Origin of the sequence: Kribbella sp. VKM Ac-2571 (assembly GCF_004362255.1) — a bacterium.
In the GTDB taxonomy this organism is placed as follows: Bacteria; Actinomycetota; Actinomycetes; order Propionibacteriales; family Kribbellaceae; genus Kribbella; species Kribbella pratensis.
On the sequence record NZ_SNWS01000013.1, the window covers coordinates 56,972 to 71,493 of the forward strand.

Sequence of the window (14,522 nt, forward strand, 5' to 3'; positions counted from 1 at the left end):
CTTGACTAAATGAAATGGGGGAACACATGCACGTCATTCACGAGGCCGAGGCGCCGCGGTTCCAGCTGCCGGGCGTCGAGTTCACCGTGTTCGCCGCGCCCAGTCTCGGGTCGGCCGGGCTGTGCGCGTGGCGGCTCACCGTCGACATCGGCCACGGCGGCGACGCGCCGCACACGCTCGACCGCGACGAGATCTTCACGGTGCTGAGCGGCTCGGTGCAGTTCGGCCCCGACGGCGAGAAGCTTGGTCCCGGCGACTCCGTCGTGGTCCCTGCGGGTGAGCCGATCTCACTGACCAACCTCGGCGAGGACAAGGCAGAGCTGATCGTCGCCATCACGGCCGGCTTCACCGGCTACATGGCCGACGGCACGACGGTCCAGCCGCCCTGGTCCAAGTAATCAGCAGCGCCGGATCGGTGCGGTGTACGTCGTCTTGCTCGCTGTGGCGACGTAGTAGTCGGTGACCCAGCTGCCGTCACTCAGCCGGTCCCAGACTGCCGTAGTACCGACCTTGGAGCCGGGCGCCTGACAGGTGACCCACGCCAGCGAGCCGATCGGCAGAGTGCTCGGGTACGTCGAGTAGGCCGTACCCGGGCCGTGCCGCCGGGTCAGATTGTTGATCGTGGTCTGGAAGGGGAAGGTGCACCCGGGCAGCGGTGCGCTGTACCCGGTCTTGTTCGGTGTCCGCACGTAGTAGTCGGTCACGTAGGTGCCGTCGATGAGCTTGTCCCACACCGTGGTGGTGCCGATCTTCGGTCCGAAGGTCTGGCAGACGATGCGGAGCGAGGTGTTCGCCGCGATGGTCGAGCGGATCGGATAGGCGGTCGACGGGCCGCTGTACGAGTAGACCGTCGCACGCACGGTGTACCGGTAGACAACACTCGCCACCGGTGCGTCGAAGCGGTCGTTGTCGATGTTGAGCGTCACGCCGCCGTACGTCTCGGTGTGATCGCCCCGGTACTGCTTGCCGCGCTGGCCGACCGCCCAGAACGTGTTGGGGACACCAGCCCATCCGGTGAGCAGGCTGCTGTTGTCCCAGCGTGCGATCCACAGCGCGTCCGGCCGTGCGTACGACGTGGAGTTGTACCCGGCGGCGAGGTCGAGGGCCCCTGAGCTCAGGTTGGCATACACGCCGGACACGTAGCGCTGCAGGTGCAGCTCCTTCGTCCAGGCGGACAGGTAGTGCAGGACGGCGGACCGGCAGACCGCGTCGGCGCGGTTGTAGTTCTCCATGTCGTTGTAGAGCGCACTGCCAGGCAGGAGGCCCAGTGCCTTGGCCTTCGCGACCGCGTCGTCCGCCTCCCGCACTCCTTCGCGGTTGGACGCGGTCGTCGACATCTTGTACGTCCGGGTGCCACAGGGCGCCTGCAGACCCAGGTAGATCGGGACGAGCCGCCAGCCCATCGCAGTGACGGCGGTGACCCACGCCGGGGTCAGCTGTGGCTGGGCGCAGGTCCGGTTGACGCCACCGAAGTAGATCCCGATCGCCTTGTACGGCGAGGAATTCCACGCGGTCATCTGGGCGAGCGTCGGCGCTGTACAGGTGTCGAACGCGAGACCGGTGAAGCGCGTCGCCGTCGTACCGGCGTTGTACGTGATCGGCGTTGTCGGCTCGGCCACCGCGGGCGCGGCAGGGCCGATCAGCAACACCCCGAGAGCCGCAACGAGAACCTTGACCTTGAACATGTCAGCCACCCCCGCTCTTAGTAGACGCTCAGTAATCCACCGCGGCAAGCTCGGCAGGGGATAAGTTGAGCGCAACGACGTCCTTGGAGGGAATACGTCATGCCGGAGATCGTGGAGGTTGGGGAGCGGCCGTACGTCGCTCTGCGGGGCAAGGTCGCGATGGACGGGATCGGGGCGTTCGCGGACCGGATGGGCGAGGTGATCGACTGGCTCGTCGCCAAGGAGATCGCGCCGAACGACGCGCCGTTCTTCAAGTACGACGTGGTGGACATGGACGCCGGCCTGGTGATGGAGATCGGGTTCCCGGTCGACGACCTGCGTTCCGGCGAGGGCGAGATCGTCACCGGCGTACTGCCGGCCGGACGCTACGCGACGGCCACCCACCACGGTCACCCCGACGGCCTGCTGGGAGCCACCCGCGACCTGCTCGCCTGGGCCGAAGAGCAGGGCCTCGAATGGGACGCCGACGGCACGCACTGGACCGCCCGCCTGGAGATCTACCGCTCCGACCCGCGCGAGGTCCCGGACATGAACAACTGGGACACCGACCTCCAGTTCAAGCTGAAGGATTGAGGGCGTGTCTTCCGCTCCCGCGCCTACTGCGCGGCACTCGGCACGGCACCTCGCCGCACGTGAGCAAAGGCCACGATGCTCCGCATCGAGACCTTCGCTCCCGCACGCCGATGCACCGCACCGAGCACCTGCTCGCGACGGCGCGGGAGCGGAAGACACGCCCTAGTGCCGACCGTCCTAGCAGGCGTGACCCAGCTCGAGCCGGAGCGGATTCGTCATGTCGCCTCGCCGCTGATCGAGCTCGGCTGTGCGCTGCATGTGCTGGCCGAGCCAGCCCACCACGACCGCGTTGACTGGGCTGCTGCGCTCCCGCTGTCCGCTGACCTCCGTGAAGAGCTGGCGCAGTGGAGCTGGACCGTGCGCGCCGTACGGGCTCGCTTCTTCGCCACCAGCGCCGCGACCGGTCTGCCCACCTGGTCCGACGAGCTCTCCGCCCTCCGCGAACGCCCGCCCGAGGAGGTGGCCGCAGAACTCGTCAGGCCGTTGCGCGGTCGTCCGCTGAGCAGCCGCTCTATCGACACGGACGCCGTACAGCACTGGGCTCGTAGCCGCGGCCGCTCTGTCGCTGCACTGGTCGAGGCACTCCTGACAGCACCTGCTGAACCGGTACGTCGTTTCCTCGACGTACTGGATGCCTGCTGGCACGAGTGGTTCGGTGCGCTCTGGGAGGAGACCCGGGACTCGCTGGCTGCCCGTGGACGGCACGACCGGGACCTGGCCGTCCGGGACGGTGTCGGGACCATGCTGCGCTCGCTGGACAGTGCGATCGACCTGCGGGACGCAGACAGCGTCGTCGTACAGAAGGTACAGAGCAAACGCATCGACATCAGCAGCCGCTCGCTGTTGCTTGTCCCGAGCAACTACATCGCACCGCACCTGTTCGTGGGCGAGGTCCCTGGTGAGCCGATCACGATCATCTACCCGGCCACCGGCCGTGCGGCCGCCGTACCGACCGCGCAACAGATCCGGGCCCGTCTGGAGGCGCTGGCGTCCGCCGACCGCCTCCAGGTCTGTCGCGCCGTGGCCAGCGAACCACGCACGGCCGGCGAGATCGCCGCCCTCTGGGGCCTGCACCCGACGCAGGTCACCCGCCACCTGCGAGCGCTCACCCGGGCCGGCCTGGTCACCGCCGAACGCCAGGGCCGCTTCGTCGCCTACCGCCTGAACAACGACGCCCTGACCGCTCTCGGCGCCGACCTGCTGACCTTGATCATGCGCTGATGGACTGACGAAAGTCCGCAGTCCAACAGCGACGCAGGGAAACCGCTTGTTGGATGAGCAACTGTGACCTCATCTCTTTCGCCTGCCGTACGGCGGCTGATCGCCGCCACGCTCGTCAACACTCTGGGGAACGGCGTCTACGCAGCAGTCGGGGCGCTCTACCTGACCCGCGCCGTGGGGCTGTCCGTCGGTCACGTCGGCGTGGGGCTGACAATCGCCGCGCTGGTCGGCCTGGTGGCGAGTACGCCGCTCGGTGTCGTCGCCGACCGGCTGGAACCTAAGACGGCGTACGTCGGGTTCCTGTTGCTCCAGGCCATCACCATGACTTCGCTGACCCAGGTGCGATCGTTCGGGTGGTACGTCGCTGTAGCGGCGGTCACCGCCATCGCGGACTCGGGGCAGCGCGGCGCGAAGGGAGCGTTGATCGCCGGAGTCGCACCGGCTGACCAGCGCGTCCGGACGCGGGCGATCCTCCGAGTCGTCACGAACATCGGCATGGCCGTCGGAATGGCGGCCGCCGGAGTGGTGCTCGCGGTCGACCGGCGCGAGGTGTACGTCGTAGCGCTGCTGGCGAACGCAGCGACGTACGTGGTGACCGCCGGGCTGGTGCGGTTCGGGATGCCGGCCGTTGCGCGGGTGCCGGCCGCGGCGGGGCCGTCGGGGCTGACGGCGGTGCGGGATCGCCGGTTCCTGGTGTTCGTCGGGCTCGACGGCGTACTGAGCATGCATGGTGCGCTCGCGCAGATCGGCATCCCGCTCTGGGTGGCGACTGCGACGGATGCGCCGCGGTGGATGATCTCCGTGCTGCTGGTGCTCAACTCCGCCGCGGTGATCCTGCTGCAGGTACGCATCTCGCGCGGCACGGAACATCTGTCCGGCGCCGCCCGGGCCGGGCGACGAGCAGGAGTGCTGTTGGCGATCACCTGTCTCGTGCTGGCGCTGAGCGATGCGACGTCCGGTGCAGTGACGATCGGTCTGCTGATCGCGGCGGCGCTGGCGCATGTCCTGGGCGAGATGCTGCAGTCTGCGGGCGGCTGGGGGATCAGCTTCGAGCTGGCGCCACCTGGTGCCCAGGGGCAGTACCAAGGCGCCTATGCCATGGGGCATCAGATCGGTGACCTCGTGGCACCGCTGCTCATCACGACGGTCGCGGTGTCGTGGGGCTGGCCGGGGTGGTTGCTGACCGCAGGTGTCTTCCTGGTCGCCGGGCTCTTCGTACCGGTCGTGGTGCAGGAGCCAGAACCCCTTATGCAGCCAGCGGTTTGAGGAGGTCCCGTAGCGCGCGGGCGGCGGTGAAGCCGGCGCGGTTGGCACCGATGGTGCTGGCTGACGGGCCGTAGCCGACGAGGTGGATGCGCGGGTCGGCGACGGTGGCGGTGCCGTTCATGCGGATGCCGCCGGATGTCTCGCGGAGATGCAGTGGTGCGAGGTGCGCGAGGTCGGCGCGGAAGCCGGTCGCCCAGAGGATGGTGTCGACGTGCAGGCTGCTCCCGTCGGCCCACTCGACACCGTCCGGTGTGATGCGCGAGAACATCGGCAGGCGCTTGTAGACACCACGGGCCCACGCAGCCTGCTCCTGCGGTCGCAGGTGCAGGCCGGTGACGCTGACCACGCTGCGAGGCGGCAGGCCGGCGCGGACGCGCTCCTCGACGCGCGCCACGACCTGGCGTCCGTACTCAGGGGTGAAGTCCTCATCGGTACGCCACTCCGGCGGCCGGCGCGTCACCCAGGTGGTGTTCGCAACCTCCGAGATCTCAGCGAGCAGCTGCACAGCTGACGCTCCACCACCGACAACCAGGACCTGCTGCCCAGCCAGCTCGGCTGCGCCGCGGTAGTCGGCGGTGTGCAACTGACGCCCCTGGAACGTCTCGATCCCCGGGTACCACGGGATGAACGGCCGGTCCCATGTCCCGCTCGCGTTCACGATCGAGGCGGCGCGATAGAGGCCCTTGGACGTGTCCAGTTCGAACCCGTCGTCCACCGAGCGGACGCTCCCGACCGCTACAGGCCGCAGTACGGGCAGGTCGAACTGCTTCTCGTAGTCCGCGAAGTACGCCGGCACGAACTCGTTGGCTCGTTCCGCACCGGCACTGGACGGCACCGGTACGCCGGGCAGGTTCGCGATCCCGTGGACGTCGTGCATGGTCAACGAGTCCCACCGGTGCTGCCAGGCCCCACCGGGTTCCGCGTTCCGGTCCAGGACGACAACCTCGTCGTACGGCGTGAACCCCATCCGCACCAGGTGGTACGCCGCCGACAGACCCGCCTGCCCCGCTCCGATCACTGCTACGTCCAGCACACCAGGACCAACACCAGAGCAGGTCGGGGTCTTCCCGTGCGGCCGGCGTCACCGATCCGCGGTGAGACGTGGGTACGGGTGGTCGGGGGAGCGGTGCTGGAAGGAGAGGATGCCGGGGTTGCGGATGGTGCCGGCTTCGATCTCGATCGCCCGGCTGATGGTGGGGTCGCCGTGCCAGGCCGCGGGACCTTCGAGCACCGTGCGGATGAACGGCAGCAGGGCCTCGCTGATCTCCCAGGTCGCCGAGTTCCACAGGTACGACGGACTGTGGTCGACGCCGTAGTACGTGATGTTGTCGCCGACCACGAATGTCGGGTCGTCGAACCCGGTCGGCCGGGCCCAGCTGAACCCCATGCCGAGATCGCAGGAGACGTCGACGATCAGGCTGCCCGGCGCGAAGTGCGCGAGATCCTCCTCGATCAGGAACGTCAACGGCGCGTCCGGGTCCTGCAGCACACAGTTCACGACCACGTCGTGCTCGGCCAGGAACCCGGCCAGCGGCACCCGGCCCTCGTCGGTCAGCGCGTGACTGCGGCGCGGATCGAGGGCGGCGCCGGGATCGACCTCGTCCTGGTCGTACTGGACCATCCGCGCCGAGTGGATCGGTGAGCCGACGGCGGCCACGTCACGGCCGGTGAGGACGTCGACGTCGTGGATGCCGTGCGCGTTCAGCGCGGTGACGGCTCCGCGGGCGGTCGCACCGAAGCCGATCACGACCGCTCGCAGCCGGCGTCCGTAGTCGCCGGTCGAGCCGATCAGCTCGAGCGCCTGCAGCACGGAGCAGTACCCGGCGAGCTCGTTGTTCTTGTGGAAGACGTGCAGGCTGAACTGGCCGTCGGCGGTCCAGTGGTTCATCGCCTCGAACGCGATCAGCGTGAGCCGCCGGTCGATCGCGAGCTGGGTGATCTCCTCGTCCTGGACGCAGTGCGGCCAGCCCCACAAGGTCTGCCCGACCCGCAGCGCGGCAAGATCCTCGGCCTGCGGCTTGGGCAGCACCACGACATCGGCGACCGCGATCAGCTCGTCCCGGCCGACGACACCGGCCACCGATTTCGCCAGTTCTTCGTCGGAGATCCCGAACCGCTCGCCGTACCCGGACTCGAGGAAGATGTGCTGGCGCAGATCCTCGTCGATCCGCTCGAAGTGGTGCGGGTGAATCGGTAACCGATGCTCGTTCTCCTTGCGGGAACGACCGACGACACCGAGCGTTAACTGGTCCACATGGGCCCCTTTGGTTACTGCCCGTTGTAGCACAGCGGGCCGCAGGGCGGCTCAGTCGGCGCTGGTCTCGATGTCGTGGTAGCCCCGGCCGGCCTTTCCGCCCATCACTGCCGCGACCAGCGTGATCAGCGCGGCGGCGGCCACCGCGATCAGACCGCCCAGGGTCAGGGTCTGGTCCGCGATCGGCGCCGACGGCAGTTTCATCCGGTCCAGGACGTCGTACTGCGAACCCGCCGTCCCCGCGAGCACGGCGACGATCGCGGTCACGACGATCCCGATCAGCCAGACGCCGAACCCGTGCAGGGCGCCGGCGGAGCCCGCCAGCCGTCCGGCGACGTATCCGCCGTGGTAGTACGCGAACCCCAGGATCAGGAGCAGGAGCACGCCGGAGACGATCCCGATCGTGCCGGCCTTGTTCGCGCTGTTCATGGCGTCGTACCAGTCGAAGGTGCCCGAGTAGTCGACCGCTGCCGCGATCGCGCCGGCGATCCCGGTGAGTAGCGCGGTCAGCCCTATCGCGACCAGCCAGCCGTAGAACGTGCCGCCGCCTGTACGGCGCCTGTGTACCCGGTTCTGGTGGGGCGGGGCGCTCCGCTCCTCCTCGTACTGCTCGGACGGGCCGAGCTGGTCGACGCGGGTGTCTTCTTGATGTTGCTGCTGGGTCATCTCAGCTTCTCCTCATCGGACAAGCCCCGTGTGTTTGTCCGGTACCCAGCGCGGAAACTGACAGTCTGTTTACTTACAGCAACTCGTCGATGCGGTCGTGATAGCGCCTGCCGGACTTGCCGCCGACGATCGCGGCCAGGAGCGTCAGGATCAGCAGGGTGGCCGCTGCGGCGATGCTGCCGAGCAGGAGGGTGTTGTCGGCGATCGCGACGTTCGGCCAGTTGATCTCGTCCACCAGGCCGTACTGGCTGTCCAGCACCCAACCGGCGCCGCCGGCGAGCGCTCCGACGAGCAACGCGATCATCCAGACGCCGAAACCCTGGCGTCCGCCGTCGAAGCGGGCCAGTCGGCCGGCGACGTACCCGCCGATGTAGAACGCCAGCGTCACCATGAAGATCGTGACGCCTGCCGCGGTGAGCGAGGCCGCGCCGGGCTGCGCCTTCGCGTCGCTGGTGGTGTAGTCCAGGATCTCGGCGGTGCCGAGCGCGGCGGCGGACACAGCGGCCAGGAGCAGCACCGACATCGAGCTGGCGATCAGCCACCCGAAGAAGGCCGCACCGAACTTGAACCCGCGGTACGACAGCAGGTCCAGATCGATGTCGGGTTCGGCCTCGGCGGCCGGGGGCGTGCGCAGCGGCTGGTCCGGGTCGATGGCGATCGTGCTCATCGCCCGGCTCGCGGCCGCGCGTGCCTCCTCGTACCTCTGGGTGCTGGCGTCGCCGGCGGGCGTGGTGATCGTGGCGGTGTCGCCGGGGTACTGCTGACTCATCTCCGCAGGCTCCTCACAGGTCGGTTCGGGGCGGTCCCTACCCGTCCGCACTGTGCCTGACACGGCTGGAGCGCTGATTTAACCGGCTCCTGGGATGTCCTCACTAACCGTCGCCGGGTATCGACGCGGAGTGAACACCAATGAGCCGGCGGGCCGGGGCACAGTACGGGTCTGTGACGAGCCGATCAGGAGCAAGCACCGCATGTCAACCGTTTGAGGATCCAGTTCCGCCAGTGTTGTCACCGTGATCTCCTCCTCCGGCCCGCCCACATCGCGTCCGACCACGACCGGCGTACCGGGGGAGCGGTGCTGCAGCAGCAGGTCACGGGTCGCCTCCACCTGCCAGGTGCGGGACCTGGAGGCGGGGTTGTAGAGCGCTATCGCCAGGTCTGCCTGCGCAGCCGCAGCCAGGCGCTGGGCGATCACCTCCCACGGCTTGAGCCGGTCAGAGAGGGACAACACGCAGTAGTCGTGTCCTAGCGGCGCGCCGACCCGGCTGGCGACCGCCTGCGCGGCCGTCATGCCGGGCAGCACCCGTACGGCGATATCGGCGTATTCCGGCTCTGCTGCGATCTCTGTGACCGCACTGGCCATCGCAAACACACCCGGGTCACCGGACGAGACCACGACCACCGTGGAGCCCTTACGAGCCAGATCGAGTGCGAACGCGGCCCGCTCCGACTCAACGCGGTTGTCCGAGCCGTGCTTACGCTGACGGGCCCGGTCCGGCAGGCGGTCGACGTACGTCGTATAGCCGATGACGTCGTCCGCACCGGCGATCGCGGCGCGCACCTCCGGCGTCATCCACTCCGGGCCGGCCGGTCCGAGGCCGACGACGGTGACGGAGCCTTCGGTGGCGGTCTTGGTGACCGGGGCGGCGAACGTGTTGTTGATGGGGCTCGGGAGGAGGGCGAGGGAGAAGTACGGGACCTCGTCCGGGTCGACCTCGTTGAGCGGTGCTGTGCGCTGGGCGTCGGTTGTCGCGCGTTCGACGTACCAGGCCTCATCGGCGCGGCCGGCGAGCTCGAAAGCCTCGCGGACCCCCGCGAACGTGCGGCCGAGCTTCATCACGGCGGCCGCGTCGGTGGAGCGGAGGCGGTCCGCCAGTACGTCAGGTGGCAGGGTGCCGGGCAGGACGGTGAGGATCTCGTCGCGTTCGCACAGTGGGCGGCCGAGTACGGCGGCCGCGGCGCTGACCGAGGTGACGCCAGGGACCACCTCGCACGGGTAGCGGTCCGCGAGGCGTTTGTGCATGTGCATGTACGAGCCGTAGAACAGCGGATCGCCCTCCGCGAGCACGACCACGTCCCGGCCGGCGTCGAGGTGCGCTGCGAGCCGGGCGGCGCAGTCGGCGTAGAAGTCGTCCATCGCGCCCTGGTACCCGCCCGGGTGGTCGGTCGTCTCCGTGGTGAGCGGGTAGACGAGGTGCTCCTCGAGCTGGCCGGGTGTCAGGTACGGCGCGGCGACCGACCGCGCGATGCTCCGCCCGTGCCGCGCACTGTGGAACGCGATCACGTCCGCGGCCCCGATCAACCGAGCCGCTTTCACTGTCACGAGCTCCGAGTCACCAGGGCCCAACCCGACCCCCCACAGCCGACCAGTCACTCTGCCTCACTCGCAATCGCGTTGATGGCGGCCGCGGTGATCGCGCTGCCACCTCGTCGTCCGCGGACGACGAGGTACTCCAGCCCGAGCTCGTTCGCCGCCAGGGCTTCCTTGGACTCTGCCGCGCCGATGAACCCGACCGGGATGCCCAGCACCGCCGCAGGCCGCGATCCGCCGCCCGCGATGACCTCCAGCAGGCGGAAGAGTGTTGTCGGCGCGTTGCCAATAGCAACAACTGCGCCTTCGAGATGGTCCAGCCAGAGATCGACGGCCGCAGCACTCCGGGTGGTCTCCAGCTGCTGCGCCAGCTCGACCGTGCGCGGGTCCTGCAGCGTGCAGATCACCTCGTTGTCCGCCGGGAGCCGTCGCCGCGTGATACCGGCCGCGACCATCTGCGCGTCGCACAGGATCGGTGCGCCGTTCTGGAGCGCGGTCCGGGCGTTCTTCACCGCGTTCGGCGACCAGGCGAGGTCGGCGACCAGGTCGGTCATCCCGCACGCGTGAATCATCCGTACGGCGACCTGCGCCACGTCGGCCGGCAACCCGTCGAGAGCCGCCTCGGCCCGGATCGTCGCGAACGACCGCCGGTAGATCTCCGCGCCGTCCCGCTCGTACTCGTAACTCACAGCCGTTCCCCGTCCACCAGATAACCGTTGCCTACCGCAAGAACATCGACGAACGCGGCGCCCGGCTTCCCGCACCGCCGCTCACAACCCGACCAGTGCATCCGCCCAACCCGCGCCATCCCACTTACCAGCCTGGTCGCGTCTGCGCGCACATCGGCCAACGCCTTCGCACACCCCGGCTGACCTGCGCACGCTGTGACACCTTCCCAGACGGAATCGGGTGTGATCACCAACCCGACCTCTTCCAGGCCAGTGCTACCCGCCGGCACCACAACAGATCGCCAAGGCGTGATGCGAACCTCATCCCCAACTCCCACCAACGCGGCAGCCTGCTCCTGCGTCAAACTCCCCAGCGGAACCGTGACAACCAGCGCAGTCCCATGCACACCTGCTGCGACCCGCGCCGTCTCAGCCGGCAGCCCTTCAGTCGCTCGCAACCCGAGCCGCTCCAGGACCAGCTCCTCACCACGAGCGACCTCAGCGATCCGCCACTCCTGGTCACGTACTTCCAGAAACGCCTCCGCCGCAGCCAGCATCAGCTCCGGCACCACGTTCCACTCCACCCGCACACCACGGGTTCCGAGGCTCAGCAAGGCAGTCCGCTCGTCCAGTGCTCTCACAGCCACATCTGCTGCTTGCTCGGCCAGATCCCCGCGTCCATCGTCCAGCGCGAACAGGAACCGTCCCGGCAGGTCAGCCAGTGCGGGGCGGTCGCACAGTGCGAGGTCCAGGGCAGTGGCCACAGGAAGTACGTCGTACCTCGATTGCTGGTCCAGACCGGAGAGCGGTGACGCCAGGATGTTGCGGACGCGTTCATGTGCGATCGACGGCAGCAGACCGGCCGCGAAGAGCCGGTCCGACAGGTCCCGCGGACCGTCTGCCTGGAGTCCGCGGATTTGTACGTTTCCCCGCGACGTGAGCTCCAGCCGACCGTCACCCAGTTCAGCGGCAGCAAGACGCAGTACGTCGAGCTGCGTCGCCGTCAGCCGTCCACCGGGGACCCGGACACGTGCGAGACCGCCGTCTGCCGCTTGGTGCACGGCCAGCACACCAGGGCATCGATCGCCATCAGTCCTCGCCACAGCCGTGATGCTACGTCCCCCGAACCTGGTGTGTTCTGGCCCACAGCAGGAACCCGACCGCCACCAGCGCACACCCGCCTCCGGCCACCATCGTCACCGGCACCGACCACGCGTCCACCACCAGCCCACCGAGTAGCGCCCCGGCCGACAGCACGGCCTGGAACGAGGACGTGAACCACACAGTCGCCGCCTCCCGCGACTCGGGCGCAGCCTGGGCGAACATGCTCATCGAGCAGACCGGTACACCGCCGTACCCGAGTCCCCAGACCACGAGGAGCAGCAACGCTCCCGTCGTACTGCGGCCAACCACTGGCATCAGGAGCGTCGCTGCGGCGATCAGCGCGGCACAGGTGGCGAACGTGGTCAGGAGACTGCGGGCTGCCCACAGGCCCGCGACGACGTTGCCGATCAGACCTGCGGCGCCGTAGACGAGCAGGAACAGGCCGATGAGCTCTGAGCGCACTACCTCGCGGAGGAACGGTGTGACGTAGGTGTAGGTCGCGAAGTGCGCCGTGACGATCAGAGCGGTGACTACGAGGGCGGTCCGGCTGTTGCGGAAGGCCTTGCGAAGTGCCGCGGCGTGGGTGACCTGCAACGGCGGCAGCGGCGGCACGGTGGTGCGCAGTGTGACTAGTGCCAGTAGAGCAAGAACGCCGAGCGCTGCGAACGACGTACGCCAGCCCGCGAACTCACCGACGAACGTCCCCGCAGGTACGCCGAGCACTGAGCCGAGGGGGACCGCGGAGAAGATGACGGCTGTCGCTCGCGGCGCCCATCGCTCCGGGACGAGTCGTCCGGCGAGACCGGCGCCTATGGACCAGAAGCCGCCGATAGTGAGGCCGACGAGGAAGCGGGCAACCAGTTCTAGCCAGAACACCGGCGCTGTCGCTGCGAGGAAGCCTGCGACCGCCAGCAGGACCATCAGGGCACAGAGCATGAGGCGTCGGTCCAACCGGGCTGTCGCGAGCGTGACGACGGGTGCGGCGACAGCGGCGACAAAGCCGGGCATCGTCATCAGCCAGCCGGTGCGGCCCGGGGTGAGCGCGAAGTCGGTGCCGATCGGGCTGAGCAGGCCGATCGGGAGGATCTCGGTGGTGACGATGGCGAAGATCCCCAACGTCACCGCGCCGACCCCGAACCACTGGATCGTCCGTGGTGCGGTCTGGGTTGTCAGAACAGTCATACGTTCCAGGCAACGTGCCCCGACGCGGGGCAGCTCGCGGTTTCGCGACAGCGCGCTCGGCACCTGGCAAGACGTCGCATTTCCGCGCCCGGGGGGAATGATCCGGCTCGGGATGATCTCTCGGCAGATGATCCGAGCTAGTCTCGAAGGTATGGCGCAGCTTCCGGAACGTACCGTCCCCGACCTCACCGGCTACCTCACGCACGCCGGCCACGTCCTGGAGACCCAGTTGTCCGCGGCGCTGGCAGAGATCGGCCTGACGCTGCGGATGCAGTGCGTACTGCGGCACGCCCTCGAGGCCGAACGTACGCAGATCCAGATCGCCGAGCTGGCCTACATGGACAAGACCACCATGGTCGTCACCGTCGACGCGCTCGAGAAGGCCGGGTACGCCGAACGCCGGCCCTCCGCGACCGACCGCCGCGCCCGCATCATCGCCGTCACCGACGCCGGCGCGGAGATCGCCGCCGCAGGCCAGCAGATCGTCGACCGGGTCCACGCCGAGGCCCTCGAAGCCCTCGCCGCCCCGCACCGCAAGACCTTCGTCGACGCAGTAACCACCCTCGTCGAGGGCCCCCTCGCCACCCCCGTCACCGCCCAGCCGGTCCGCCGCTCCCGCCAGCGCGCAGGTTGAACTATCCCGGGAGGTACTCCGTCAGCTCCTGCCAGGACAGCTTGCTGTCCTGCGAATCGGCGTGCGGCTCCCGGAACAACTGGACGTACGACGCGATCTCGGACAGCACCCACCAGGCGTCGAAGAGCTCCAATGCCGCGGCCCGTGGGCTGACCGGGCCCGCCTCCGCCTGGTAGGCCGCGAGGACGTCGGCCGGCCCGCCGAGGACCGCCTTGAGGTCGCGTTCGCGCGGCGCGAGCCGCACGGTCACCCAGTCGACCAGGTGCATCCGGCCGTCAGCGGTGCGCAGGACATTGGCACTGTGCGGCTCGCCGTGCGTCACCACCCAGGGGTCGTCCGACGCCTCGATCTCGCGGACCAGTGCGTCGTACCGCGCGAGCTCGCCGTGAACGTGGTCGAGCGCGCCGACCAGCCGCAGTCGAGTGGGCTCGGCGTACGGGCCCGCGGACCACGGGCGGTCGAGGTCCGCGAAGAGGGTGTCCCGGGCTGGAATGGCGAAATCCCAGCGCTGTAAGGCTTCCGGGGTTGATGCCGTGTGGAGCCGACCGAGGATCCGAGCGATCTGTGCCCGCTCCGCTGGATCGTCCCACGTGCCGTCTTCGGTGCTCCAGCCGTCGAGATACGGCAGGACCGCCAGAGTCCACCCCGGCAGCACCTCGCGAACCAGCCGACCGGATCGATCGGTCAACGGCGACACAACGAACTCGTAGCCGCGGTCAGCCAGTTCCTTGGTCGTGTGCATCGCCGCTTCGATCACCGGCCCGCCGGTCGAGCCGACCCGATCCGCCGTGACGAACCAGCGTGGGTCGTCGGCGTCGGAGGCGATCCAGTGGTGACTGCCGAAGCCGACCGGCGCATAGGTCACCTCGGCGGCCTGGAAGCCCCAGTGCTCGTTGAGGATCTCGGCTACCAGGTCCCGCGGGATCTCGCTCGGCTCGTCCCTCACCCCGGCGACCCT

The 14,522-nt window shown here is 68.8% G+C and carries 15 protein-coding genes; 5 read left to right on the top strand and 10 right to left on the bottom strand.

Features of this window, described 5'->3' with window-relative positions:
- Positions 1–14 precede the first annotated feature (14 nt).
- The gene (locus EV651_RS26640; protein ID WP_133787988.1) at positions 15–398 is read left to right on the top strand and encodes a cupin domain-containing protein; all 384 of its coding nucleotides are present in this window, start codon (positions 15–17) and stop codon (positions 396–398) included.
- Here EV651_RS26640 and EV651_RS26645 read toward each other — a convergent pair whose 3' ends face one another.
- Positions 399–1,685, bottom strand: a complete 1,287-nt coding sequence (locus EV651_RS26645; RefSeq protein ID WP_133787989.1) for a glycoside hydrolase domain-containing protein — start codon at positions 1,683–1,685, stop codon at positions 399–401.
- Between the two features lie 99 nt (positions 1,686–1,784).
- On the opposite strand from EV651_RS26645, the gene EV651_RS26650 reads away from it, so the two are divergent.
- From EV651_RS26650 to EV651_RS26660, 3 genes are all read left to right on the top strand, one after another.
- Positions 1,785–2,258 (top strand): GyrI-like domain-containing protein, encoded by a 474-nt coding sequence (locus EV651_RS26650; protein WP_133787990.1) that lies wholly within the window; start codon positions 1,785–1,787, stop codon positions 2,256–2,258.
- A 186-nt stretch (positions 2,259–2,444) separates the two neighbouring features.
- A complete protein-coding gene (locus EV651_RS26655; protein WP_238157211.1) occupies positions 2,445–3,479 on the top strand; it encodes a DUF5937 family protein in 1,035 nt (344 codons plus the stop codon).
- Positions 3,480–3,542: 63 nt separating this feature from the next.
- Entirely contained in the window at positions 3,543–4,745 is a 1,203-nt protein-coding gene (locus EV651_RS26660) for an MFS transporter (RefSeq protein ID WP_133787992.1), read from the top strand.
- On the opposite strand, the gene EV651_RS26665 is transcribed toward EV651_RS26660, so the two are convergent.
- The 8 genes from EV651_RS26665 to EV651_RS26700 all read right to left on the bottom strand — a co-directional run bounded on the left by EV651_RS26665 (position 4,726) and on the right by EV651_RS26700 (position 12,930).
- Positions 4,726–5,778 (bottom strand): FAD-dependent oxidoreductase, encoded by a 1,053-nt coding sequence (locus tag EV651_RS26665; RefSeq protein WP_133787993.1) that lies wholly within the window; start codon positions 5,776–5,778, stop codon positions 4,726–4,728. The two genes, EV651_RS26660 and EV651_RS26665, sit on opposite strands and share 20 nt — an antisense overlap.
- 48 nt (positions 5,779–5,826) lie before the next feature.
- Positions 5,827–6,999, bottom strand: coding sequence for a N(5)-(carboxyethyl)ornithine synthase (locus EV651_RS26670; protein WP_133787994.1), 1,173 nt, complete (start codon positions 6,997–6,999; stop codon positions 5,827–5,829).
- Positions 7,000–7,050: 51 nt separating this feature from the next.
- The gene (locus EV651_RS26675; RefSeq protein ID WP_133787995.1) at positions 7,051–7,665 is read right to left on the bottom strand and encodes a hypothetical protein; all 615 of its coding nucleotides are present in this window, start codon (positions 7,663–7,665) and stop codon (positions 7,051–7,053) included.
- A gap of 73 nt (positions 7,666–7,738) precedes the next feature.
- Positions 7,739–8,434: a hypothetical protein gene (locus tag EV651_RS26680; protein ID WP_133787996.1), complete on the bottom strand. Its 696-nt coding sequence runs from the start codon at positions 8,432–8,434 to the stop codon at positions 7,739–7,741.
- A 78-nt stretch (positions 8,435–8,512) separates the two neighbouring features.
- The gene (gene cobJ, locus EV651_RS26685; RefSeq protein ID WP_133787997.1) at positions 8,513–10,039 is read right to left on the bottom strand and encodes a precorrin-3B C(17)-methyltransferase; all 1,527 of its coding nucleotides are present in this window, start codon (positions 10,037–10,039) and stop codon (positions 8,513–8,515) included.
- Positions 10,036–10,665 carry a precorrin-8X methylmutase gene (locus EV651_RS26690; protein WP_133787998.1) on the bottom strand — a complete coding sequence of 210 codons (630 nt, stop codon included), beginning with the start codon at positions 10,663–10,665 and terminating at the stop codon, positions 10,036–10,038. Before EV651_RS26690 ends, cobJ begins: the two co-directional genes overlap by 4 nt.
- Complete coding sequence (locus EV651_RS26695; protein WP_238157212.1) at positions 10,662–11,747, bottom strand: precorrin-3B synthase; 1,086 nt, start codon at positions 11,745–11,747, stop codon at positions 10,662–10,664. The genes EV651_RS26690 and EV651_RS26695 overlap by 4 nt, the downstream gene beginning before the upstream one ends.
- Positions 11,748–11,757: 10 nt before the next feature.
- On the bottom strand, positions 11,758–12,930 hold the full coding sequence (locus tag EV651_RS26700; protein WP_133787999.1) for an MFS transporter: 1,173 nt from the start codon (positions 12,928–12,930) through the stop codon (positions 11,758–11,760).
- A gap of 151 nt (positions 12,931–13,081) precedes the next feature.
- Between EV651_RS26700 and EV651_RS26705 the strand changes: the two genes are divergently transcribed.
- Positions 13,082–13,564 (top strand): MarR family winged helix-turn-helix transcriptional regulator, encoded by a 483-nt coding sequence (locus tag EV651_RS26705; RefSeq protein WP_133788000.1) that lies wholly within the window; start codon positions 13,082–13,084, stop codon positions 13,562–13,564.
- A gap of 1 nt (position 13,565) precedes the next feature.
- Here the strand turns inward: EV651_RS26705 and EV651_RS26710 are convergent, their stop codons facing one another.
- Entirely contained in the window at positions 13,566–14,510 is a 945-nt protein-coding gene (locus EV651_RS26710) for a phosphotransferase enzyme family protein (protein WP_166658797.1), read from the bottom strand.
- Between the last annotated feature and the right edge of the window lie 12 nt (positions 14,511–14,522).

Coding starts and splice junctions, on each gene's coding strand:
- EV651_RS26650 (WP_133787990.1), top strand. CDS start 1,785: ATGCCGGAGATCGTGGAGGTTGGGGAGCGGCCGTACGTCGCTCTGCGG.
- EV651_RS26705 (WP_133788000.1), top strand. CDS start 13,082: ATGGCGCAGCTTCCGGAACGTACCGTCCCCGACCTCACCGGCTACCTC.
- EV651_RS26680 (WP_133787996.1), bottom strand. CDS start 8,434: ATGAGTCAGCAGTACCCCGGCGACACCGCCACGATCACCACGCCCGCC.
- EV651_RS26700 (WP_133787999.1), bottom strand. CDS start 12,930: ATGACTGTTCTGACAACCCAGACCGCACCACGGACGATCCAGTGGTTC.
- EV651_RS26675 (WP_133787995.1), bottom strand. CDS start 7,665: ATGACCCAGCAGCAACATCAAGAAGACACCCGCGTCGACCAGCTCGGC.
- EV651_RS26640 (WP_133787988.1), top strand. CDS start 15: ATGGGGGAACACATGCACGTCATTCACGAGGCCGAGGCGCCGCGGTTC.
- EV651_RS26645 (WP_133787989.1), bottom strand. CDS start 1,685: ATGTTCAAGGTCAAGGTTCTCGTTGCGGCTCTCGGGGTGTTGCTGATC.